The sequence below is a fragment of the Nonomuraea sp. NPDC050540 genome (genome assembly GCF_044457485.1).
Lineage (GTDB): Bacteria > Actinomycetota > Actinomycetes > Streptosporangiales > Streptosporangiaceae > Nonomuraea.
This window is the reverse complement of sequence record NZ_JBITHA010000003.1, coordinates 613,960-637,171: the sequence shown is the minus strand read 5'-3', so window position 1 is coordinate 637,171 and position 23,212 is coordinate 613,960. Positions and strand designations below refer to the sequence as shown.

The window sequence follows — 23,212 nt, the reverse complement described above, 5'->3', positions numbered from 1 at the left end:
GTGCACACCTGAAATGAACGCTTGCTTTCTAGCTGCGCCTCCCACTGGCGATCGGCGAGCGGTGCCTGCTGGGCGCCAACGCCGGTGTGGGGATCTCGCTGGGCGACGACTGCGTGGTCGAGGCGGGCCTGTACGTCACGTCCGGCACCAAGATCGCGCTGCCGGACGGCCGCGTGGTCAAGGGCAAGGAACTGTCGGGTTCCAGCGGCCTGCTGTTCCGCCGCAACTCCCAGTCGGGCGCGGTCGAGGCGGTCGCCCGCACCGGTCGGCGCATCGAACTGAACGCCACCCTGCACGCCAACTGAGCCCGGACGGCAGGAAACCCCGCGAGACCGGGTAGGCGGCGCTCGCGGGGTTTCGGCGGAGAGAGCTAGTGGGCGTGCGACACGGCGGAGCCGATGGTGTGCACGCGCAGCGCGTTCGTGGAGCCCGGGGTGCCGGGAGGGGAACCGGCCACGATGACGACCTTGTCGCCCTTCTCCAGCCGGCCCAGCGACAGCAGCGACGCCTCCACCTGGCGGACCATGTCGTCGGTGTGGTGGACGAACGGCACGTGGAAGGTCTCCACACCCCACGTCAGCGACAGCTGGCCCCGTACGTGCGGCGCCGAGGTGAAGGCCAGCAGCGGGATCGGCGAGCGGTAGCGGGCCAGGCGGCGCGCCGTCTCGCCGGACATCGTGAAGGCCACCAGCGCCTTGGCGCCCACGATGGCGCCGACCTCGGCGGCGGCGCGGGCGATGGCGCCGCCGGTGGTCTCCGGCAGCCGGTCGAGGCTGTGCGTGGCCGTCAGGGAGGCCTTCTCGGCGGCGCAGGCGATGCGGTCCATCGTGGAGACGGACTCGATGGGGTAGTTGCCGACGGAGGTCTCGCCGGACAGCATGACGGCGTCGGCGCCGTCCATGACGGCGTAGGCCACGTCGGAGGTCTCGGCCCTGGTGGGGCGCGGGGCGTTCATCATCGAGTCGAGCATCTGGGTGGCGACGATGACCGGCCTGGCCTTCTCGCGGCACAGCTCGATGATGCGCCGCTGGACGATCGGCACCTCTTCGAGCGGGAGCTCGACGCCCAGGTCGCCGCGGGCCACCATGATGCCGTCGAAGGCCTCGACGATCTCGGGGAGGCGTTCGACGGCCTGGGGCTTCTCGATCTTGGCGAGCAGCGGCAGCCGTACCGCCTCCTGCTCCATGATGTTGCGGACCACGTCGGCGTCCGAAGGACGGCGCACGAACGACAGCGCGATCATGTCGAAGCCGGTGCGCAGCGCCCAGCGCAGGTCGGCCTCGTCCTTGTCGGTGAGGGCGGGGGCGCTGACGTTGACGCCGGGCAGGTTGAGGCCCTTGTTGTCGGAGATCATCCCGCCGATGACGACGCGGGTGGTCACGCGCTGGCCGTCGACGCGGGTCACCTCCAGCACCAGGCGGCCGTCGTCGACCAGGATCGTGTCGCCGGAGCGCACGTCGCCGGGCAGGCCCTTGTAGGTGGTGGAGACCTGCTCGCGGTCGCCGGGCACGTCCTCGGTGGTGACGGTGAAGACGTCGCCGAACCCGAGCCGGACCGGGCCCTCCTCGAAGGTTCCCACGCGGATCTTGGGGCCCTGCAGGTCGGCGAGCACGCCTACGCCGCGGCCGAGGTCGGCCGCCACCTCCCTCACCCGGTCGAATACCTCTTTGTGCATCTCATGGTTGCCATGCGAGAGGTTGAAGCGGGCGACATCCATCCCGGCGGCGATCAGCTCGCGCAGTCGTTCGGGGGAGGATGTGGCGGGGCCAAGTGTGCAGACGATTTTCGCGCGACGAGTCACGAGTCCCACCTTAATTGGTACAGACCACTTGATGGAGCGAAGCGAGCATCCTCGGTCGCTGCCATCACTGTGAGGACCCCGTCATCGACGTCGGAGAACGTAGCCGATATAGGAGAACAGCACGAGAACGGCCACACCCCAGCGTGCCAAGAGTGTGTATTCCTCCGGGTAGATCACGCCCTCGATGTAGTGGTCGATGAACCCGGAGTCCGGCAGCCCCGCCTGCCCGGCCCGCTCACGGCCCCAGTCCTCGACCAGGGTCAGCGGGCACTCCACACCTGTCGTCACCGACAGTACACCCCAGGCGACCACGCCCAGGTGGATCCAGATGGTACGCGGCCAGCGCCAGGCCAGGAACCCGCCGACGGCCATGTAGACGAGGAAGGCGAAGTGCACCAGCATCGCGGCTTCTGCGATGAGGCGGTACCCCATGCCCCGACCCTACATTCAGCGCTTGACGGTGGTGGCGTTCAGGGCGTTGACGATGCCGCGGCCGTAGAAGCCGTTCCTGGCGGTGCCGCCTTCGCAGGTGTGCGTGTCCTCCTCGCCGTACACCTCGTAGACGTACGCGCGCGGCGCCGGGCAGGCCTTGGGCGTGGCGCTCTTGTAGAGCAGCTTCTCCACCGTCGCCGGGGACAGCGTGAGGCCGCCCTTGCCGGGCTTGCCGAAGCGGCTGATCAGCAGGGCGGCGACACCGGTGGCGTGCGGGGCGGCCATGGAGGTGCCGTCCATGTACTGGTAGTACGCGCACGTGCCCTTGGCGCAGTCGCGGACCACTTCGTTCGTCTTCGGCTTGCCGTTCTTGTCGATCTTGTTGCCGGCCCGCAGGGCGGACTCGGGCGCGGCGGCGAGGATGGAGCGGGTGGGCGAGGCGCCCTTGCCGTCGAGCGCGTCGCCGCCGGGCGCGGCCAGGTCGGTCTGCTCGACGCCGTAGTCGCTGTAGATCGCCTTGCGGCCGGACGGGCCGACCGCCGAGATCGAGATGACGCCCTTCGACTCGGCCGGCACGTTCAGGCAGGAGTTGTCGACGCGGCGCACGCGCTCGTCGCCGCGCGGGTAGCCGGGGCTGTCCTTGTCCACCTTCGGCCTGCCCAGGTCGGTGGCGCCGTTGCCGAGGGCGGAGATGAGCGTGACGCCCTTGCCCCTGGCGTAGTCGAGGGCGCGCTGCATGCCGGTGATGACGGCCCGCTGCTCGGACCGCTCGCGGGCGCTGTCGTCCTTGTTGGCGGTGCAGTTGAACAGCCACGGGTCCACGTAGTAGCTCATGTTGACCACGTCGACGCCGATGTCGGCGGCGTAGGTGAGGGCGTCGAGGCTGGGCTTGAGGAAGAAGAAGCCGGAGTCCTGGCCGGCGCGGATGTTGACCAGCCGCACGCCGGGGGCGACGCCGGCGACGCCGACGCCGTTCAGCGGGGAGGCGATCGTGCCGGCCACGTGGGTGCCGTGGCCGTCGTCGTCGCGGTCGACCGGGTCCTTGCAGCTCGCGACCTCGCAGGGGCCGTCGAGCGTTTCGCCGTGCTTGTCGCTGGGGCGGTCGGTGACGAAGTTGCGCGACAGGGCGCGCTCGAAGTTCGGGGCGATGTCGGGGTGGTTGCCGTCGATGCCGGTGTCGATGACGCCTACCAGCACCTTCTTGCTGCCGGGCATGGTGGCGTTGGCCCTGTCCGCGCCGATCATCCGCATGTCCCACTGCCGTGAGGCCAGCGGCTCGCGGCCCTTGACCGCGCCTTCGCGGGCCGAGGCGTCCGGGACGGCGCTGGCCGTACCGGGGTGCGCGGGGCTGGCCGAGGCGTACCCGATCTGGCGGTCGGCGGAGACGCCCACGACGGCCGGGTCGTCGTCGAGAGCGGCGGCGAACCGCTCCCCCGCGCCTCTGGCCAGCACGTATCCAAGCCGTTCCTCAGTCCGTACGGCGGAGCCGCCCGCCCGCCCGATCGCGCCGAGCGCTTCGCCCCGCTTGCCGTCGGCGTAGAAGACCAGGAAGTCCGCGCTCGCCTGGGAGACACTGGCGCGCTGCGCGGCCGGGGCGCATGCGGTGAGCGAGGTGACGACGGCCAACCCCGCCAAGACTGAGGCGATCCGCCGCATTACTCCCCCTTTGTTCCAGCCAGAAAACGCATCTTTCCGACACTCATCGAATCGGTCAACTTCATCACGATATTTCGCTATCTATTGGTAGATGCGGTGGCTTTCAGGTGAGCGGCAACCGGCTTTCAAGAGGCTCCGGCCACCGTGAACGGCATGAGATTCTCCGCCGTCGCCGCCGCCGCGCTCACCGCCGCGGTCCTGGCCGGCCTCACGCCGAGCCCGGCGATGGCCGGCTCGTACCCGATCAAGGACCGCCGCCTCACCCACAACGCCCTGTACAGGACCGGCCAGTTCCCGGCCTCCGCCTGCCGGCTCCCGGCCCCGGCCGACCGCGGGCACGCGGCGGTGCGGGCGTACCTGAACACGACCTACGCCTGCCTGAACGCCGTCTGGGGCAAGCACCTGCGGGCGAACGGCCTGGCCTCGGCCAAGCCGGCGTTCACCTACATGACCAGCGGAAAGGCGCCGTTCTGCCGGGGCAGGGCCGCCGACATCATGCCCGGCGCCTACTGCAACCCCACCGGCGTCATCGGCGTCTACCTGCCGGGCCCGGTCAGGGAGTACGCGCCCGAGGTGGGCTTCCTGCTGGTCATGGCGCACGAGTACGGTCACCACGTCCAGCGGCTGACCGGCGTGCTGCAGGGGGCGTCCCAGGAGAGGTACACCTCCAAGGCCCACGTCCTGGAAGCCCAGCGGCGCTACGAGCTGCAGGCCGACTGCCTGGCCGGCGTCTACATCGGCAGCGTGTGGGACGCCCAGAAGCGCTCGGTCCCCGAGGGGGGCGCGCTGATCGCCATCGCGTGGTCACTGGGCGGCGAGAAGGGCAGCACGACCAACGACCACGGCAGCCGCGCCAACCGGGCCCGCTGGTTCAACAAGGGTTTCGCCGCCGAGACCCCGTCGGCCTGCAACACCTGGACCGCCGCCCCGGCCACGGTCGCCTGACCTCCGAAGCGGCCGGGCGGGGCGGGGCGGCCGGGGCCGCCCCGCCGTACACCGTGCAGGGGTTAGACGAGCGAGCGGGCCGTCGGGAGGATCGGGTACGGCAGCGCCGTCTCCCCCGTCAGGAACGCGTCCACCCGGGAGGCGGCCGCGCGGCCCTCGGCGATGGCCCAGACGATGAGCGACTGCCCCCGCCCGATGTCCCCGGCCGAGAACACGCCCTCCACCGAGGTCATGTACGAGGCGTCACGGGCCACGTTCCCGCGCTTGTCGTAGGCGACGCCCAGCTCTTCCAGCAGCACGCTCTTCTCGGGCCCGGTGAAGCCCATGGACAGCGTGACGAGGTCGGCGGGGATCTCCCGCTCGGTGCCCGGAATCGGCTTGAACCCGTTCTGCGGGCCCTCGACCTCGACCAGCCGCAGCGCCCTGACGTTGCCCTCCGCGTCGCCGGCGAAGCCCAGGGTGGAGACGGCGTAGACGCGGTCGCCGCCGCCGTCGGCCAGTTCCTCGTGGGCGCTCTCCATCTTGAACAGCGTCGGGAACGTCGGCCACGGCTGCGAACCCGCCCGGGACGCGGGCGGGCGGGGCATGATCTCCAGCTGGGTCACCGACGCGGCGCCCTGGCGGATGGCGGTGCCGATGCAGTCCGCGCCGGTGTCGCCGCCGCCGATGACCACGACGTGCTTGCCTCGGGCGTTGATCTCGGAGTTCGCGAGATCCCGGTTGGCGGGGGGCAGGTACTCCATCGCCTGGTGGACGCCGCGTAGCTCCCGTCCCTCCACGGGCAGGTCACGCCACTGGGTGGCGCCGCCGGCCAGGACGACGGCGTCGAACCCGGCGCGCAACTGCGCGGCGGTGATGTCGACGCCGGCGTCGACCGAGGTGCGGAACTCGGTGCCCTCGGCCCGCATCTGCTCCAGGCGCCGGTCGATGTGGCGCTTCTCCATCTTGAACTCGGGGATGCCGTAACGCAGCAGCCCGCCGATGGCGTCGGCCCGCTCGAACACGACGACATCGTGCCCGGCGCGGGTGAGCTGCTGGGCGGCGGCCAGCCCGGCCGGGCCGGAGCCGACCACGGCCACGCGCCGGCCGGTCTTGACCGCCGCGGGCTCGGGACGGACCCAGCCCTCGGCGAAGGCCCGGTCGATGATCTCGACCTCGACCCGCTTGATCGCCACGGGGTCGGAGTTGATGCCGAGCACGCAGGCGGCCTCGCACGGGGCGGGGCACAGCCGGCCGGTGAACTCCGGGAAGTTGTTCGTGGCGTGCAGGCGTTCGATCGCCTCCTGGAAGTCCTCGCGGTAGACGAGGTCGTTCCATTCGGGGATGAGGTTGCCCAGCGGGCAGCCGTTGTGGCAGAACGGGATGCCGCAGTCCATGCAGCGGGCGGCCTGCTGCTTCAGCTTGGCGGCGGGGAAGTCGTGGTAGACCTCCTTCCAGTCCTGGATGCGCACGTCCACGGGACGGCGCTCGGGCAGCTCCCTGTCGTGCGTGAGGAAACCCTTCGGGTCAGCCATGAGTGCCCCCTATCCCTGAACCGCGGCGGCCATGACCGCCTCGTCGATGTCCCGGCCTTCGATGCGGGCGGCCTCCGCGGCCTGCAGGACCCGCTTGTAGTCGGTCGGCATGATCTTGCTGAACCGTCCCGGATCCCAGGTGGCCAGCAGCGCGGCGGCCACCGACGAGCCGGTCTCGGCGAAGTGCCGCTCGACCGTCTCGCGCAGGAACTCCACGTCGTCGGCGGTGGGCTCCTCGATCGCGACCATCTCCCGGTTGACCCGGTTCAGGTCGAGGTCGAGCAGGTACGCGATGCCGCCGGACATGCCGGCCGCGAAGTTGCGCCCGGTGGGGCCGAGGATGACGGCGCGGCCGCCGGTCATGTACTCGCAGCCGTGGTCGCCGACGCCTTCGACGACCGCGGTGGCGCCGGAGTTGCGTACGCAGAACCGCTCGCCCACGACGCCCCGGATGAACGCCTCACCCGAAGTAGCGCCGTAAAGGGCGACATTTCCGGAAATGATGTGGCCGTCCAGCGGCGCCGCGTCGTGCGGCCGGACCGTGATGCGCCCGCCCGACAGGCCCTTGCCCAGGTAGTCGTTGGCGTCGCCGGTCAGGCGCAGCGTGAGGCCGCGCGGGATGAACGCGCCGAACGAGTTCCCGGCCGAACCGGTGAACGACACGTCGATCGTGTCGTCGGGCAGGCCGTCGCCGCCCCACTTCTTGGTGACGTGGTGGCCGAGCATGGTGCCGACGGTCCGGTTGACGTTGCGGATCGGCAGGTCGAGCTTGACCGGCTCGCCGTACTCGATGGCGCCCTCGGCCAGCTGGATGAGGGTGTTGTCCAGCGCGTGCTCCAGACCGTGGTCCTGGGACTTGGTCCGGCGCCGGTCGGCGCCCGCGGGCACGTCGACCTGGTGCAGGATCGGGGCGAGGTCGAGGCCGCCGGCCTTCCAGTGGTCCTCGGCGGCCGTGATGTCGAGCAGGCCGACCTGCCCGATCGCCTCGTCGAGCGAGCGGAAGCCCAGCTCGGCCAGGTACTCGCGGATCTCCTGCGCGATGAACTCGAAGAAGTTGACCACGAACTCGGGCTTGCCGGTGAAGCGCTTGCGCAGCTCCGGGTTCTGCGTGGCGACGCCCACCGGGCAGGTGTCGAGGTGGCAGACCCGCATCATCACGCAGCCGGACACGACCAGCGGCGCGGTGGCGAAGCCGTACTCCTCGGCGCCGAGCAGCGCGGCGATGACCACGTCGCGGCCGGTCTTGAGCTGGCCGTCGACCTGCACCACGATCCGGTCGCGCAGGCCGTTGAGCAGGAGCGTCTGCTGGGTCTCGGCGAGGCCGAGCTCCCAGGGCGCGCCCGCGTGCTTCAGCGAGGTGAGCGGCGAGGCGCCGGTGCCGCCGTCGTGGCCGGAGATGAGCACCACGTCGGCGTGCGCCTTGGACACGCCCGCGGCGACGGTGCCGACGCCGACCTCCGCGACCAGCTTCACGTGCACCCGGGAGACCGGGTTGGCGTTCTTCAGGTCGTGGATGAGCTGGGCCAGGTCCTCGATGGAGTAGATGTCGTGGTGCGGCGGAGGCGAGATGAGGCCGACGCCCGGGGTGGAGTGGCGGGTCTTGGCGATCCACGGGTAGACCTTGTGGCCGGGCAGCTGGCCGCCCTCGCCGGGCTTGGCGCCCTGGGCCATCTTGATCTGCAGGTCGTCGGCGTTGACCAGGTACTCGGAGGTCACGCCGAAGCGGCCGGAGGCCACCTGCTTGATCGCCGAGCGGCGGGAGATGTCGTAGAGCCGGTCCGGCTCCTCCCCGCCCTCGCCGGTGTTGGACTTGCCGCCGAGCTGGTTCATCGCGATCGCGAGCGTCTCGTGGGCCTCACGCGAGATGGAGCCGTAGGACATCGCGCCGGTGGAGAACCGCCTGACGATCTCGCTGACCGGCTCGACCTCCTCGATCGGGATCGGGTTGCCGGGCTTGAGCTTGAACAGGCCCCGCAACGTCATCAGCTTCTCGGCCTGCGAGTCGACGAGGTTCGTGTACTCCTTGAAGATCTCGTACTGCCGCGTGCGCGTGGCGTGCTGCAGCTTGAAGACCGTCTCGGGGTTGAACAGGTGCGGCTCGCCCTCGCGCCGCCACTGGTACTCGCCGCCGACCTCCAGGCGCCGGTGCGCGTTCTCGGCGCGCGGGTAGGCCCGCTTGTGCCGCTGCGCGACCTCTTCGGCCAGTACGGCGAAGCCGACGCCGCCGAGCCGCGAGGTGGTCCCGGTGAAGCAGGCGTCGACGACCTCGCCGCCCAGGCCGAGCGCCTCGAAGATCTGCGCGCCGGTGTAGGAGGCGACGGTGGACACGCCCATCTTGGACATGACCTTGATGACGCCCTTGCCGTACGCCTTGATCAGGTTGCGCACGGCCTTGTGCTTGTCGAGCGCCAGCACGCCCGTGTCGACCAGGTCCTCGACGGTCTCGATGGCCAGGTAGGGGTTGATGACGCCGGCGCCGTAGCCCACGAGCAGGGCCATGTGGTGGCACTCGCGGGCCTCGCCGGTCTCGACCACCAGGCCGATCTTGGTGCGGGTCTTCTCCTGGATGAGGTGGTGGTGCACCGCGCCGGTCAGCATCAGCGACGGGATCGGCGCCATCTCGGCCGAGGAGCCGCGGTCGGACAGCACGAGGATGCGCGCGCCCTGCTCGATGGCCTGGGAGGCCTCGGCGCGGATCTCCTCCAGCCGCCTGAGCAGCGCCTCGCCGCCGCCCGCCACCGGGTACAGGCCCGAGATGGTGTGCGGGTGGAAGCCGGGCAGGTCGCCCTCGTCGTTGATGTGGATGATCTTCGCGAGCTCGTCGTTGTCGATCACCGGGTAGGGCAGCACGAGCTGGCGGCAGCTCGTCGGGCCGGGGTCGAGGAGGTTGCCCTCGGGGCCGAGCACGCTGGCCATCGAGGTGACGACCTCTTCCCGGATGGCGTCCAGCGGCGGGTTGGTGACCTGCGCGAACAGCTGCGTGAAGTAGTCGAACAGCAGCCGGGGCTTCTCGCTCAGGACCGCCACGGGCGTGTCGGTGCCCATCGACCCGATCGGCTCGGCGCCGTTCCTGGCCATCGGCGACAGGATGATCCGCAGCTCTTCCTCGGTGTAGCCGAAGGTCTGCTGCCGCTTGACCAGCGCCTCGTGCGTGGGGATCTCGCGCTGGCGGGCGCGCAGCTCCTCGAAGCGGACGAGCCCGGCGTGCAGCCACTCCTCGTACGGCAGCGCCGCCGCGAGCTCCGCCTTGATCTCGTCATCCTCGATGATCTTGCCGCGGGCGGTGTCGATGAGGAACATCCGGCCCGGCTGCAGGCGGCCCTTGCGGACGACCTCCTCGGGCTTGAAGTCCAGCACGCCCGCCTCGGAGGCGAGCACGACGAGCCCGTCGGCGGTCACCCAGAACCGGCCGGGGCGCAGGCCGTTGCGGTCGAGGACGGCTCCGGCCAGGGTGCCGTCGGTGAAGGTGATCGAGGCGGGGCCGTCCCAGGCCTCCATCATCGAGGAGTGGAACTCGTAGAAGGCGCGGCGGGCGGGGTCCATCCCGGTGTGGTTCTCCCACGCCTCCGGGATCATCATGAGGACCGCGTGCGGGAGCGAGCGGCCGCCGATGTGGAGAAGCTCCAGGGCCTCGTCGAAGGAGGCGGTGTCGGACCCGTCCGGATCACAGATGGGGAAAAGTCGCGAAATATCGCCTGGGATGTGCGCGGACTCCAGCATCGCCTCGCGCGCCCGCATCCAGTTGCGGTTGCCCTTGACCGTGTTGATCTCGCCGTTGTGCGCCACGTACCGGTACGGGTGGGCCAGCGGCCAGCTCGGGAAGGTGTTGGTCGAGAAGCGCGAGTGCACCAGCGCGATCGCGCTCTCGAAGCGCTCGTCGGTCAGGTCGGGGAAGAACGGCTCGACCTGGTCCGGGGTGAGCATGCCCTTGTAGACGATCGTGCGCGCGCTCAGCGAGGGGAAGTAGACGTCCACCTCGTGCTCGGCCCGCTTGCGCAGGCAGTACGCCAGCCGGTCCAGCTCCAGCCCGGACTCCCCATCGGGCCCGGCCACGAACAGCTGCTTGAAGAACGGCATGACGGCCCGGGCGCTCGGCCCGGGAAGAGCCCGGTCGACCGGCACGTCACGCCAGCCGAGCACGGTCAGGCCCTCCTCGGCGGCGATCTCCTCGATCATGCGCACGCCGATCTCGCGCGCCTCGGAGTCGCTGGCCAGGAAGGCGGTGCCCACGGCGTACTCGCCCGCCGCGGGCAGCGCGAACGGCACGTTCGCGCGCAGGAATGCATCGGGGATCTGCGTCAGGATCCCGGCTCCGTCGCCGGTGTCCGGCTCGCTACCCTTGGCCCCCCGGTGGTCAAGGTTGCGCAACGCCTCCAAGGCCTTCTCCACGATGCCGTGACCACGTCGCCCTGCGACGTCGGCCACCATGGCCACTCCGCAGGCGTCATGCTCGTTGGCGGGGTGGTAGAGGCCCTGGGGCTCGGGGAACCCGAGGTGGGCAGCAGGCATTGAATCCCTCCCGTCGTCTCTTCGCTTGCTCTTGGTGCTTCAAAGGCGAGGGACGACGTTGGCCCTGCTGCAGTTGTGCGTTAGAGGTTACAACACGTTGCCCGAATGGTGCCCACCAGGTCCACATCGCGAACATCGCACCTGTTCCGGTATACGGACACCAGTGTCCCAAACCCCGGAATTCCAGGACCGATAAGCTGCGAGGGCCGCCGGCGCACGCTCCACCGCCTGCGGGCCCTGCCGGGCGCGGTGGCCGCCAGGCGCGCCGGGTCAGATGGCCTTGAGGACCCTGGACTGCACGACGCGCGCGAGGGTGTCCAGGGCCACCTGTGACTGGGTGAGGTCCACCCTGGCTCCCTCGGCGGCCGGGCCCACCCAGCTGACGGTCACGTAGTGGCCCAGCGCCCGCGCCTGCGCCCAGCTGCGGGCGGTGTCGAAGGCGACCGCCTGCTCCAGGAAGCCCTCCTTGCCCAGCGCCGAGACCAGGGCGTCGGCGGCGCGGCCGTCGGGCAGGTTGAAGATGACGAACTGGCCGTTGACCGCCGGGCCGGTGTAGGTGGCGCGCAGGGCCTGCGAGCAGCCGGCGGCCTCGGGCCCGGCCAGGGCGTCGGCGCAGTCGTCGAGCTGCTCGGCCGCGCCCCTGGTCAGCTCACCCAGCTTCGCGGTGGCCGGGGGGAAGACCTCCTCGGTGGTGAGCGGGGCGGCGTCGCTCTGGCGGGAGTCGATGGCGGCGTACATGGCCGAGGTGGGCTCGCCGCGGAAGGTCGCGGGCCGGACCGGACCGCCACGGGTGAGGAACCAGGCGGCCAGGGCGGCGGCGAGCACGATCAGCACGGCCACGGGCACCGCCACGCGAGCGGGAATCATCGGCGGGCTCCGGCGGGACGGTGGGTCACGAGGGCTGCTGCCCGGTGATCGCGACGACGCGGCGGTAGACGGCCTTCTCCGCTCCGCGCAGGGTGAGGGTGGCCGAGACGAAGTCGTCCTTGGGCGTCGGTTCGGCGCCGTCGGCGCGGCCGATCCAGACCACGCCGAGGTAGTGGCCGAGCGCGTAGGCGCCGCCCTCGGTGTAGCCGCCGCCGGGGAAGGAGGCCTTCTCGCTCTGCAGGGCGTGCGTCCAGCCGCCCCGGTAGCCCGCCTTGAGCTCGGCGACCAGTTCGTCGGCGGCCTTGGCGTCGCGCAGGTTGAGCAGGGTGTACTGGGCGACGTAGCGGCCGTCGGAGCTGGTGTAGAGGGCGCGGGCGGCCTGCGTGCACTCGCCGTCGGCGGCCTTCTCGACCAGTGCGGGGCCCCACAGCACGGCCGCGCAGTCGGCGCCCAGCTCGTGCGCGACCAGCTTGAGCGTGAGCTTCTTCTCGTCGGCCAGCGTCTTCCCGGCGAACAGTTCCTTCTCGGTCAGCGGCTTGGCGTCCTTGGCCCGCTCGCCGATCGGCTCGAACAGCTTGGGCGAGCTCCAGCCGTGGAAGGAGTCCGGCCGGGCGGTGCCGGGCCCGCCGGCCGCGGCGGTGGCCGCGCGGTCGGGCAGGTAGCCGGTGCCCATCGAGCCGATGACGGCCACCAGCCCCACCGCCAGGACCACGACGCCGAGCGCCGAGCCGATGATCACGAGCAGGCGCTGCTGCTCGGGCCGCAGGCCCATGTCGCTGAGCAGCGGAAACTGCCAGTCCGACGACGGAGTACGGGTACGCCGCCGCTTCCTGCTGCTGCTCCTCACAGCCCCGTTCCTCCGATCAGGTTGCCGAGCGCGAAGGTCAGTCCCGCCGCCACCGCGCCCACGACGAGCTGGCGCAGACCCGAGTACCACCAGCTGCGGGCGGTCACGGCCGAGACGAGCGCGCCCGCCCCGAACAGCGCCGCACAGGACAGGAGCGCCGACAGCGTCAGGCTGGTCACCCCGAGCAGGTACGGCAGCAGCGGCAGCACCGCCCCCACCGAGAACGAGGCGAACGACGACAGCGCCGCCACCTTCGGTGAGGGCAGGTCCTTGGGCCCGATGCCCAGCTCGTTCTGGGCGTGCACTTCCAGGGCGCGCTCGGGGTTGGCCGAGATCTGCCTGGCCACTTCGGCGGCCAGGCCGGGCGCGACGCCCTTGGAGACGAAGTCGTCGGCGAGTTCCTGCTGCTCGGCGGCGGGGTGGCGGTCGAGCTCGCGCCGCTCGACGGCGATCTCGGCGAGGGCCAGCTCGCGTTGGCTGGCCACCGACACGTACTCGCCGCCGGCCATCGAGAACGCCCCGGCCGCCAGGCCCGCGACCCCGGCCAGGGCGATGACCCTGGTGTCGTCGGTACCGCCCGCGACACCGGCGATGAGCGCGAAGTTCGACACCAGCCCGTCCATCGCCCCGAACACCGACGGCCGAAGCCAGCCGCCGGTGACATCGCGATGCTGGTGGTGCTGCTCCGCGCGATCGTTCATCGCGGGTTCTTTTCCTCTTCCCGTACGGCTCCCGCGTCGTCCTTGACGCCGTCGTCCTTGACGCCGTCATCCTTGGCGTCGTTCTGGGCGGCTTCGTCCTTGACCGGCTCGTCCTTGACCGGCTCGCCGGTCTTCGCGACGGGCGCCTCGGCCTCGTCCGTCTTCGCGACGGGTACCTCGTCGGTCTTCGCGGTCTCGGCGGGCTTCCCGGGCTCGTCGGAAGCGGTGTCGGCGGCGGGTCCGTCGCCGGTGGCGGAGGCGTCCGCCTTGGCGGGTTCGCCGTCCGCCGGCTTCTCCGCGGTGTCCGCGTCCCGGACGGTGTCGGCCTCGTCGGCCTGGTCGGCCGCGTGCGCCGGGTCGGCCGACGCGCCCTCACCCGGCGGCCCCGAGCCGTCGCGCGGCAGCACGTACTCCACGGTGTCCTTGCCGCGCGTCGCGAAGAAGAAGGCGAGCGCCGCGACGAACAGCACGATCGCGGTCCACTGGTTGATGCGCAGGCTCAGGAACGTCACCGCGTGGTCCACGCCGCCGACGGGGTCGATGCGCAGCCCCTCGATCCAGAAGCGCCCGAGGGTGTAACCGGCCACGTAGAGCGCGAACAGCCGCCCGTGCCGCAGGGTGAAGCGTTTGCCCGCCCAGATGAGCACGAAGGCGAGCACGAGGTTCCAGATGGACTCGTACAGGAACGTCGGGTGGTAGAGCCCGTCGACCGTGCCGTCCTTGTTGATGTCGATCTCCAGCCCCCACGGGAGATCGGTCGGCCCGCCGTAGAGCTCCTGGTTGAACCAGTTGCCCCAGCGGCCGATCGCCTGGCCGATGGCGATGCCCGGCGCGACCGTGTCGGCCACGGCCGACAGTGAGATGCCGCGTTTGCGGCAGGTCAGCCAGACGCCGACGGCGCCCAGCGCGACCGCGCCCCAGATCCCCAGCCCGCCGTTCCAGATGAACAGGGCCTCATACGGCTCGTTGGGGGCTTCGGGGCCGAAGTAGAGCTGCCAGTCGGTGATGACGTGGTAGAGCCGGCCACCGATGAGACCGAAGATCACCGCGGGCACGGCGATATCGATCATGGTGCCGGGCGCGCCGCCACGGGCGCGCCAGCGGCGCTCGCTCATCCAGACGGCGATGATGACGCCGAGCACGATGCAGAGTGCGTAGGCCCGGATCGGAATCGGGCCGAGATACCAGACCCCTTGGGGAGGGCTGGGAATCGAGGCAACAAGGGGCATGTCAGGTGAGGGTAGCGGACCGGCGGGCTACTTGGCTGCGTTGAGGACGGCCTCGCGCAGCTCCGACGGGCGGAAGAGGACCTCGTTGTCCATCTCGACGCCGTTGAGCTTGACCGTGGGCGTGCCGGTCAGGTTTTGCTCCTTGTTGACCTTGTCGCTGTAGCTCTGCTGGACACCGGCGTACTGCTGCTTGGTCACGCACTGCTCGAAGCCGGCCTCGGTGATGCCGACGTCCTTGCCCCACCCGACGAGCTGGTCGATCTTGAAGCCCTCGACGGTCTCGCTCGGCTGCTTCTCGAAGAGGGTGTCGTGGAAGGCCATCCACTGCTTGCCGTCCTTCACGCAGCGGGCCGCGGCCCCGGCGCGGATGGAGTTGCCGCGCGTCGGCTCCTCGCTGAAGATCGTGATGGGGTGGTAGACCACCTTGGCCTTACCCTCGGCGGCGAGGTTCTTGAACGTGGACCCGCTGACCCGCTCCAGTTCCTTGCAGGCCGGGCACTGGAAGTCCTCGTAGATGTCGATCACCGGCTTGTCGACCCCGGCGTTGCCCATCGTGACGCCCGCGTCGGCCGCGACGGTGATCGGCGCGAGGTTGGCGCCCGCCTCCTCCGACTTGGAGCGGTTCATGTTCCAGAGGATCCCCGCCCCCAGCGCGGCCACCGCCACGACGCCCGCCGTGGTGTAGGTGATGATCCGCCGGCGCTGCTCCCGCTTGCGATCGGCGGCCTGCTGCTCCTTGATCCTGTCGCGCGCCGACTTCTCGCGGTCGCCCTTGCCCATCAGTCGTTCTCCTTGTCATCCACCGTGTGCAGTCCGAGGGCCCCGTCGAGGGCGAAACGCCCCGGCGGGAATCGCGCGGCCCAGACGCCGAGCACCACCAGCCCGAAATCCCGCAGGATGTCGATCAGGTACGTCGGCTCCTGGCCCTTCTTGAGCTCGCCGCCACCCCCGAAGCAGCCGCAATCGATCTTGTAGCCCTTCGCCCACGCCCAGGCGATGCCGAAGACGAAGGCGAGCATCAGCAATGCCCCGACGACCGCCACCACCCTGGTCATCAGGCCGATCACGAGCAGGATGCCGATGATGATCTCCATGATCGGCAGCGCGTAGCCCACGATGGTGGCCAGCGACTCGGGCAGCAGCTGGTACGCCTTGACCGCCACCACCGAGTCGGACGGGTTGCCGATCTTCAGCCCCCCGGCCACGATCAGCACCACGCCCAGGACCAACCGGGCGACGGTCGTGACCCAGGGTATCGCCGATCTGACGTTGCGTGACGATGACGACGCGGCCACGGTGATCTCCTTCATGTCTTCGCCTGCGACAGCGCACAGTACTCGCAGGACATCCGATCACGGGCTGGATAAGCGTCGGCTAAGGCAAAATCCTTCCTCATCCGCACCGGAACAGGGCATCGCCCCAGTCCGCGTGGTCGTTGCCGGCCCCGTCGCCGCCGTCGCCGGCGACGAGTTCCACGAACCGCGCGCCGCGCACGTCGGCGCTCAGCTCGTGGGCCGGATCGGCCCCGCGCAGGACCGGAGTCCCGGCCTTGACCACCCCGTCGGCCAGCACGGTGTAGCTCACCGAGCCGCGCGGCGCGGCCTGCGAGTCGTCTACGCCGACGACGGCGGTGAAAGCGGCGCACCGTCCGCCCAGGTAGTAGCGGATCTTCGCGGGCGCGTGCGTCCCGAGGCCCTTGGCGAAGACCCGGCCGCCGACGGTGAGCGGCGAGCCGTCGCCCTGGGCCCTGTCGCCGTTGGACTGGTCCCGCTCCACCGGCCCCCAGCCGTTGTCGGCCGACACCCACTCCAGGTCACCGGCGTAGGCGTCGGCCGTGGGCGGCGGCGGGAGCGTCCTGACGAGCGCGAGGCCGGCCACGCTCTTGCCCGCGTACGCGGCGGTCGCCTTCAGCTCGTAACCGTCGTGGGCGGCGTCGGCGGGCGGGGTGACCTTCCACACAGTGGTGAGCGCCGCGCCCGGCTCGACGTCGCCGCGCCCCTCCCCTTCGACTCTCCAGCCGGGCGGCGCGGTGAGGTGTATCTCGGCGCCGCGGGCGGCCGCGTCCTCCAGGTTGGTGAAGACGGTGGTGACCTCGTTGGCGACGCCCTGCTCCACGTGCGGGTGGGCCGGCCTGACCTCCAGCGTGGCGCAGGCGGCGGGCTCGGCGACGGGTCCGAGGTCCTTGACGGCGAAGTCGTCGAGGATGAAGTCGGCGCCCGGCTGCTCGGCGCGCAGCGAGCGCAGGCCCACCCAGGCGTCGCCGCACCCTGCCACGACCCGTTCGGTGAAGCGGGTGGTGGAGCGCCGCTCGGGGATCGGGGTGCGCCGGGTCTCGACGCTTCTGCCGCCCTTGTCGTAGCCGGTCACCCAGGTATAGGCGTCGGCCAGGGCGTTCTGGTAGGCGAAGGAGACCTCGTAGGCGTGGCCGTTCACGAACCGGGCGGTCTGGGGGACCGTCCGGTAGACCAGGCCCTGCCGTTCCTCGTGGACCTTCAGTGACCAGTCTCCGGCCAGCACGTCGTCGACCGCCTTGCCGTTCCACCCCTTCTGCGTGTACGGCTCGCGCCGCTGCGCCAGGTGGGTGCGGGCGTCGAAGGAGCCGCCCGCGTCGCCCTTGACGAACGGCCCCCAGCCCGCCTCCGGCGCCTCGAAGCCGTCCTGACCCGTGGTCGCGACCACACGGGCGTCGTCCACCCGCACGGCCCCCTCCGCGTCCGCCGCCGCGATCCTCAGCTTGACGGGACCGGCGGGGGCGGTGAAGCGCACGCGGACGCGCTGGAAGTAGGTGTCGTGCTTCTCGTCGGAGGCGATGTGGTTCTTGGCCGTGGACCTGTCCAGCCGGACCTGCTGCCCGCCGATCTCCAGGGTGACGGCGCGGGTGCGGCCCGGCTCGATCTCCACGAACGCCTCGGCGGCGTAGCGGCGGCCGGGGCGCAGGCCGGTGACGCGCTGCTCCAGCGCGGCCGGCGCGCCGCCGCCGAGGTGGGCGTGGCGCTGGCCGAGGTCGTTGACGCGCAGGCTCACCGGGCCGGTCGTGGTCCAGGCGCGCTCGCCGTTGAAGCCCGGGTCGCGCAGGCCGCTGCCCTCGCCCCACCCGGGCTCGGGCCGCCGGGGCGGATCGCCGGGGTAGAGCACGTACGGCACGCCGGGCTCGGCGGTGATCGTGATCCGGCCGCCGGACGGGGTGAGCGTGCCCTCGGCGACCCGGCCCCGCGGGGTGAGCCGGTAGATCTTCATCGGCCGGTCGGCCGCCCAGGTGGTCGGTCCGCCCGCCGGGTTGTAGTGGTAGGACCTGCCCTCCCACGGCAGCAGGTAGGCGGTTCCGTCGAGGACCTTGCGGTCTTTGACGAACAGTGCGCGCCTGCCGCCGGTGAAGGTGCCGCGCACGCCGTTCTCGAAGAGGATCTCCCCGTCCGCCCACTTCGTGATCGGCTGCCGCTGCAGGAACTTGACCGGCAGGTTGTGCTCCCAGATGTTGCGGTAGAAGGCGTTCCAGTTGTTCTCGGCCGTCCAACCCTCGAACTCGACGATGCGGGCGTTGCCGAGGATGGGGTGGGCGTTCCAGACGTCCTTCTGATGGTTGCGGATGAAGCGGATGATCTGGGAGTTCAGGCCCTTGTTGGTGACGCCACCGTAGTTGAGGTCGTTGGCCCAGTGGGCCCACAGGGACGAGCGTTCCAGCTTGTCCGACCACTCCGTGGTCACCTGCCAGCCCTGGCGGCGCAGTTCGGCCAGCGTACGGTCGGCGACCCAGCCGAACGGGCGGAAGACGTCCACGTACAGGACCGACAGGTTGCGGTCGGTCTCCTCGCGCAGCCGCAGGAAGCGCTCGGCGAGGGTTCCCGCGGTCAGGTCGCGGCGCTGGTCGATGCGGTAGGACTGGTCGAGCCAGTTCCAGCCTTTGACGTTCTTGTCCACCAGGGTCTCGCTGAACGTCTTCGCCTCCGGGTAGGACTCGGTGGCGTTGACATGCACGCCGAAGCCGGCGTTCCAGCGCCTGCCGGACTTCAGCAGGGTGTTGAGGTCCTTGAGGCCGCCGGCGCGGGTGTTGTAGTTGCCGCCGTAGTCCGGGTGCGCCGAGTCGTGGCCCTCCGACTGGTAGCCCTTCAGGAGGGCGAGCTGGCCCAGCCCGTCGGTGGCCAGGGCGATGCGTTTGACGTCGTCCAGCGTGCGTAGGAACGGGTGCGTCGCCTGGCTGCTGAAGTTGAACGGGATGTGCGTCACCACGCGCCCGCTCGTCTCGTCCGCGCCGGGCGGGGTGACGGCGATGTCGCGGAAGGCGATCGCGCCGTCCTGCCAGTCGAGCGTGCCGTCACCGTTGGCGTCAGGCATCACGACCACCTTCGCCCACGGCAGCTCCTCCGTGAACGGCGCGCCCGCCGCCCGGTAAGTCCACTGCCCGCTCCACACACCCACCCTGACCACACCGTCGGCGCCCCTGCGCGCCTGGTGCCACAGGCGTGCGGCGTCCTTGTCGGTGGCGCCGGCGGGCTGGTCGTGGACGGAGTTGGTCTCGACGGCGGCGGCCAGCCGGTCGGTGCTGACGATCCCGTAGGTCGCCCCGACCGGCTCCGCCTCGGCCGCCGTCTGCGCCGTGACCTTGGCGAACACGTCCGCCGTCCGCGTCGAGTTCGGATCCAGCCGGGTGAACGCCGTCGCCGCCCCCGCCTGGTCGCCGCCCACCGACACCAGGTCGTGGCCGGGCAGGTCGATCGTGCCCACGCGGAAGGCCGGGGTGTCGCGCACGGCCTCGACGGCGAAGGTCGCCACGCGCCCTCTCACGCTGATCGCCGCGTCGAGCTCGACGCCGCCCAGGCCGGCGAAGGTCAGCCGGTAGCGGGCGGACTTCCCGTCCGTGCCGGTGAGGGCCGCCGTGACCGGGTACGGCCGGCCGTTCAGGACGACGGCGGGCACCGCCGTACTGCCGCCCAGTCGTGCCCCGCTCGCGCGGTCGGTATAGCCGAGCACGCGCGGAAAGCCCGGATCGACCTCGACGGCGAGCTCGCCGGAGGTGAGCGTCAGAGGCCGTGCGACCTGTGCGGGGCTGGGCGGGATGTGCTGAACGCCCGGTCGCGGCGCGCCGGTCGCGGGCTCCTCCGGCGAGGGCGGCTCATAGCGCGGCATGGCGGACGGCGATGCGGGGGCCGGGGTGAGCGGGGTCGTGGGCGGCTCGGGCGGAGCGGAGTGGGCCGGGGCGGCCATGGCGAGGGACAGCACGGCGGCGAGCGGCCCTGATAACCAGCGACGCAAGGGATCCTCCTCCTGGGACCCCCATTGTCCTCTTATTTGACAAAAAATCCTGACTTACCCGAAACGTTGGGCGCGAAATTCACCCGGCGGCATCCCCGTCCGGCGGGTGAACAACCGCGTGAAGTACGCCGGATCGTCATACCCCACCCGCCGCGCGACCGCCGCCACCGGCAGATCGGTCCCGGCCAGCAGATCCTTGGCCTGGTTGAGCCGGACCGTCAGCACGTAGTCCTTCGGACTGCACCCGGTCAGCCGCCGCACCCGCCGCCGCAGCTCGGCCAGCGGCAGCCCCAGCCGCCTGGCGTGCTCGGCCACCGGGATCGGCAGGCAGGCGTCCCTCGCGAGCGTCTCCAGCACGCCGTCCGGCCCCTCGCCCACGCGGGCGTGCCGCAGCGCCACCAGCACCTCGTGAACGACCGCCGACGTCTCCACCTCCAGGTACGGGCTGCCGCGCCGGCACGCCTGGACGATGCGCCCGATGGCGCGGGCGGCCGGCTCTGACGTGGTCAGCGGCGTCACCGGCCGCCCGTCGCCCAGGAACCCCAGCTCGGTGTAGGTGGCCACCGCTGAGCCGGTGAAGTCGACGAACCACTCGGTCCAGCCGGGCGCGTGCGGCGCGTAGTGGTGCCGGACGCCGGGACGCAGCCAGAGCACGGCGGGCGCGCGGCCGTGTCGGTCACCTTGTCGATCCTGAACGTCGTGGTCCGGCCCCGCACCCCCACCGACGCCTCCAGCGCCACACCGCCCAGCGCGGCGAAGGTCAGCCGGTAGCGGGCGGACTTCCCGTCCGTGCCGGTGAGCGTCCCCGTCACCGGGTACGGCGTGCCGTTCAGGACCACGACCGGGGCGGTGGTGCTGCCGCCCAGGGTGGCCCCGCCGGCCCGATCGGTGTAGCCGAGCACCCGGGGGAAGGCCGGGTCCAGGGAGACGGACAGTTCCCGCGAGGAGATCGTCACCGGGTCCGCGACGGCCGCTGACGGCACCACGGGGCTGGACGGCGCCTCAGACGTCGACGAGGTCGCGGGCGGCGTGGTGACGGCCGGGGTGGCGGGTGGCAGGCGGACGTCCGGTGGTGCGCCGGCGGGGGAGGGGTCCCGCATCCCGGCGGCCTCGGACGAGGCGGCCGGAACCGCGGGTGGGAGCTCTCGCAGCTCGGCCGTCTCCGAGCCTCGTGGCGTGGCGGTCTCCGCGGAGGAGTGCGTGGGGGTGGCGGTGAGGGCGGCGAGCGCGAGGAGCCCGGCTAACGCGGCGGATCGACGGCGCATGTGCGTCCTTTCGTGCGAAGGGTCCGTGCCGCCACCCTGGCGCGATCACCGGACCGCTTCTATGGACAAACCATGTGCCTTGTTGCACTTTTGCGCCCTGGCCCCGGTGAAAGCACGCACAAACGAAAGCGCGGCCCCCGGAAACCCTGGGTGGCCGCGCTTCGCCGTACCGGAGATCAGGCGTGGGAGCGGACCCCCGCGGCCATGTCGCGCGCCAGCTCGGCGCAGGCGGCGCGGCCCGCGGCCTCGTCGGGCGCGTCGAGCAGGCGGCGGATGAAGGCGGAGCCGACGATGACGCCGTCGGCGTAGGAGGCCACCTCGGCCGCCTGCGCGCCGGTGCCGACGCCCAGGCCCACGCAGACGGGCAGGTCGGTGTGCGCGCGGGTGCGCTCGACCAGGCCTTCCGCGGCCACGTTCACGCTCTCGCGGGCCCCTGTGACGCCCATGAGCGAGGCGGCGTAGACGAAGCCGGTGCAGCACTCGACCACGGCCTTGATGCGCTCCTCCGTGGAACTGGGCGCCACCAGGAAGACGGTGTCGATGCCCGCCTCCGCCGAGGCGGTGCGCCACGGCCCGGACTCCTCGGGCGTGAGGTCGGGCGTGATCGTGCCCACCCCGCCCGCACTGGCCAGGTCGCGGGCGAAACGCTCGGCGCCGTAGCGGTCGATCGGGTTCCAGTAGGTCATGACGAGCGTGGCGGCGCCGGTGGCGGCCACCCCCTCGACCGTGCGGAACACGTCGGCGATGCGGGTGCCGTTGGTCAGCGAGCGGTGCACCGCGTCCTGGATGGTGGGACCGTCCATGAGCGGGTCGGAGTACGGCAGGCCGATCTCGATGACGTCGCAGCCCGCCTCGACCAGGGCCGCGGCGGCGGCGATGGCGCCGTCCTTGGACGGGAACCCCGCGGGCAGATAGCCGACGAGCGCCGCCCGGTTGTCCGCCTTGGCCTTGGCGAACACCGTCTGAAGAGTGGTCATGATCGTGAACCCTAGAGGTTGAAGTACTTCATGGCGGTGCCCATGTCCTTGTCGCCGCGCCCGGAGAGGTTGACCAGGATGGTCGCCTCCGGGCCCAGCTCACGGCCGAGCTTGAGCGCTCCGGCGAGCGCGTGGGAGGACTCGATCGCCGGGATGATGCCCTCGGTCCTGGCCAGCAGCGAGAACGCCTCCATGGCCTCGGCGTCGGTGATGCCGTGGTAGGTGGCGCGGCCGCTGTCCTTCAGCCAGGCGTGCTCCGGGCCGACGCCCGGGTAGTCGAGACCGGCGGAGATCGAGTGGGACTCGATCGTCTGACCCTCGTCGTCCTGCAGCACGTAGGTGCGCGAGCCGTGCAGGACGCCGACCGAGCCGGCGGTCAGGGTGAGCGCGTGCTCGCCGCTGGCCAGGCCGTGGCCGCCCGCCTCGTAACCGTGGAGCGCGACGTCCTTGTCGCCGATGAAGGCGTGGAAGATGCCGATGGCGTTGCTGCCGCCGCCGACGGCGGCGCAGACGGCGTCCGGCAGGGCGCCGGTCAGCTCCAGCATCTGGCGGCGCGCCTCCACGCCGATGATGCGGGCGAAGTCGCGCACGATCTCGGGGAAGGGGTGCGGGCCCGCGACGGTGCCGAAGAGGTAGTGGGTGGTGTCGACGTTCGTGACCCAGTCGCGGAAGGCCTCGTTGATGGCGTCCTTCAGCGTCTGCGAGCCGTTGGTCACCGGGACCACGGTGGCGCCGAGCAGCTTCATCCTGGCCACGTTGAGTGCCTGGCGCTCGCAGTCGACGGCGCCCATGTAGATGACGCACTCCAGGCCGAGCAGGGCCGCGGCGGTGGCGGTGGCGACGCCGTGCTGGCCCGCTCCGGTCTCGGCGATGACCCGCTTCTTGCCCAGGCGCTTGGTGAGCAGCGCCTGGCCCAGCACGTTGTTGATCTTGTGGGCGCCGGTGTGGGTCAGGTCCTCGCGCTTGAGGACGATCCGGGCGCCGCCGGCCTGCTCGCCGAAGCGCGGGACCTCGGTCAGCGTGGTGGGCCGGCCCGCGTACGTGCGCAGCAGGTGGTCGAACTCGCGCAGGAACCCCACGTCGTTCTTGGCCGTCTCGTAGACCGAGGCCACCTCGTCGAGCGCCGGGATGAGCGCCTCGGGCACGTAGCGGCCGCCGAAGATGCCGAACTTGCCGTGCACGTCGGGGTCGTCGCCGTAGGCGCCGTTGCCGGCCAGGT

General features: G+C 71.2%; 17 protein-coding genes and 1 pseudogene. 2 read left to right on the top strand and 16 right to left on the bottom strand.

The genetic code is table 11. The annotated features are described in order from the left end of the window. Nucleotides 1–32 precede the first annotated feature (32 nt). Nucleotides 33–305 (top strand): DapH/DapD/GlmU-related protein, encoded by a 273-nt coding sequence (locus ACIBI5_RS13255; RefSeq protein WP_397246789.1) that lies wholly within the window; start codon nucleotides 33–35, stop codon nucleotides 303–305. Nucleotides 306–370: 65 nt separating this feature from the next. Here ACIBI5_RS13255 and pyk read toward each other — a convergent pair whose 3' ends face one another. The 3 genes from pyk to ACIBI5_RS13240 form a co-directional block, all read right to left on the bottom strand. Then, complete coding sequence (gene pyk / locus ACIBI5_RS13250; protein WP_397246333.1) at nucleotides 371–1,801, bottom strand: pyruvate kinase; 1,431 nt, start codon at nucleotides 1,799–1,801, stop codon at nucleotides 371–373. 81 nt (nucleotides 1,802–1,882) lie between these two features. Beyond that, nucleotides 1,883–2,233 carry a DUF2784 domain-containing protein gene (locus tag ACIBI5_RS13245; protein ID WP_397101731.1) on the bottom strand — a complete coding sequence of 117 codons (351 nt, stop codon included), beginning with the start codon at nucleotides 2,231–2,233 and terminating at the stop codon, nucleotides 1,883–1,885. Between the two features lie 15 nt (nucleotides 2,234–2,248). Further along, nucleotides 2,249–3,859: a S8 family peptidase gene (locus tag ACIBI5_RS13240; protein ID WP_397246331.1), complete on the bottom strand. Its 1,611-nt coding sequence runs from the start codon at nucleotides 3,857–3,859 to the stop codon at nucleotides 2,249–2,251. Between the two features lie 183 nt (nucleotides 3,860–4,042). Between ACIBI5_RS13240 and ACIBI5_RS13235 the strand changes: the two genes are divergently transcribed. Then, nucleotides 4,043–4,834 (top strand): neutral zinc metallopeptidase, encoded by a 792-nt coding sequence (locus tag ACIBI5_RS13235; RefSeq protein ID WP_397246328.1) that lies wholly within the window; start codon nucleotides 4,043–4,045, stop codon nucleotides 4,832–4,834. Nucleotides 4,835–4,896: 62 nt separating this feature from the next. Here ACIBI5_RS13235 and ACIBI5_RS13230 read toward each other — a convergent pair whose 3' ends face one another. From ACIBI5_RS13230 to trpB, 13 genes and pseudogenes are all read right to left on the bottom strand, one after another. Next, nucleotides 4,897–6,348: a glutamate synthase subunit beta gene (locus ACIBI5_RS13230; protein WP_397246326.1), complete on the bottom strand. Its 1,452-nt coding sequence runs from the start codon at nucleotides 6,346–6,348 to the stop codon at nucleotides 4,897–4,899. Nucleotides 6,349–6,357: 9 nt separating this feature from the next. After that, entirely contained in the window at nucleotides 6,358–10,857 is a 4,500-nt protein-coding gene (gene gltB / locus ACIBI5_RS13225; protein ID WP_397246323.1) for a glutamate synthase large subunit, read from the bottom strand. 270 nt (nucleotides 10,858–11,127) lie between these two features. Then, nucleotides 11,128–11,724, bottom strand: a complete 597-nt coding sequence (locus ACIBI5_RS13220; protein ID WP_397246320.1) for a hypothetical protein — start codon at nucleotides 11,722–11,724, stop codon at nucleotides 11,128–11,130. A gap of 25 nt (nucleotides 11,725–11,749) precedes the next feature. Then, a complete protein-coding gene (locus tag ACIBI5_RS13215; RefSeq protein WP_397246317.1) occupies nucleotides 11,750–12,571 on the bottom strand; it encodes a hypothetical protein in 822 nt (273 codons plus the stop codon). Continuing rightward, nucleotides 12,568–13,272: a VIT1/CCC1 transporter family protein gene (locus ACIBI5_RS13210; protein WP_397246314.1), complete on the bottom strand. Its 705-nt coding sequence runs from the start codon at nucleotides 13,270–13,272 to the stop codon at nucleotides 12,568–12,570. The genes ACIBI5_RS13215 and ACIBI5_RS13210 overlap by 4 nt, the downstream gene beginning before the upstream one ends. Beyond that, a complete protein-coding gene (gene lgt, locus ACIBI5_RS13205) occupies nucleotides 13,269–14,501 on the bottom strand; it encodes a prolipoprotein diacylglyceryl transferase (protein WP_397246312.1) in 1,233 nt (410 codons plus the stop codon). The genes ACIBI5_RS13210 and lgt overlap by 4 nt, the downstream gene beginning before the upstream one ends. 27 nt (nucleotides 14,502–14,528) lie before the next feature. Next, entirely contained in the window at nucleotides 14,529–15,281 is a 753-nt protein-coding gene (locus ACIBI5_RS13200; protein WP_397246310.1) for a thioredoxin domain-containing protein, read from the bottom strand. After that, complete coding sequence (locus tag ACIBI5_RS13195; protein WP_397246308.1) at nucleotides 15,281–15,811, bottom strand: MauE/DoxX family redox-associated membrane protein; 531 nt, start codon at nucleotides 15,809–15,811, stop codon at nucleotides 15,281–15,283. Before ACIBI5_RS13195 ends, ACIBI5_RS13200 begins: the two co-directional genes overlap by 1 nt. An 82-nt stretch (nucleotides 15,812–15,893) precedes the next feature. Next, a complete protein-coding gene (locus ACIBI5_RS13190) occupies nucleotides 15,894–19,751 on the bottom strand; it encodes an endo-alpha-N-acetylgalactosaminidase family protein (RefSeq protein WP_397246306.1) in 3,858 nt (1,285 codons plus the stop codon). A 54-nt stretch (nucleotides 19,752–19,805) separates the two neighbouring features. Further along, nucleotides 19,806–20,405 carry a helix-turn-helix transcriptional regulator gene (locus ACIBI5_RS13185; protein ID WP_397246304.1) on the bottom strand — a complete coding sequence of 200 codons (600 nt, stop codon included), beginning with the start codon at nucleotides 20,403–20,405 and terminating at the stop codon, nucleotides 19,806–19,808. A gap of 23 nt (nucleotides 20,406–20,428) precedes the next feature. Continuing rightward, nucleotides 20,429–20,851, bottom strand: a pseudogene (locus tag ACIBI5_RS13180) (hypothetical protein); the annotation flags it as partial. 341 nt (nucleotides 20,852–21,192) lie between these two features. Further along, nucleotides 21,193–21,993: a tryptophan synthase subunit alpha gene (gene trpA, locus ACIBI5_RS13175; protein ID WP_397246301.1), complete on the bottom strand. Its 801-nt coding sequence runs from the start codon at nucleotides 21,991–21,993 to the stop codon at nucleotides 21,193–21,195. Between the two features lie 11 nt (nucleotides 21,994–22,004). Beyond that, entirely contained in the window at nucleotides 22,005–23,210 is a 1,206-nt protein-coding gene (trpB, locus tag ACIBI5_RS13170; RefSeq protein WP_397246787.1) for a tryptophan synthase subunit beta, read from the bottom strand. Nucleotides 23,211–23,212: the final 2 nt, after the last annotated feature.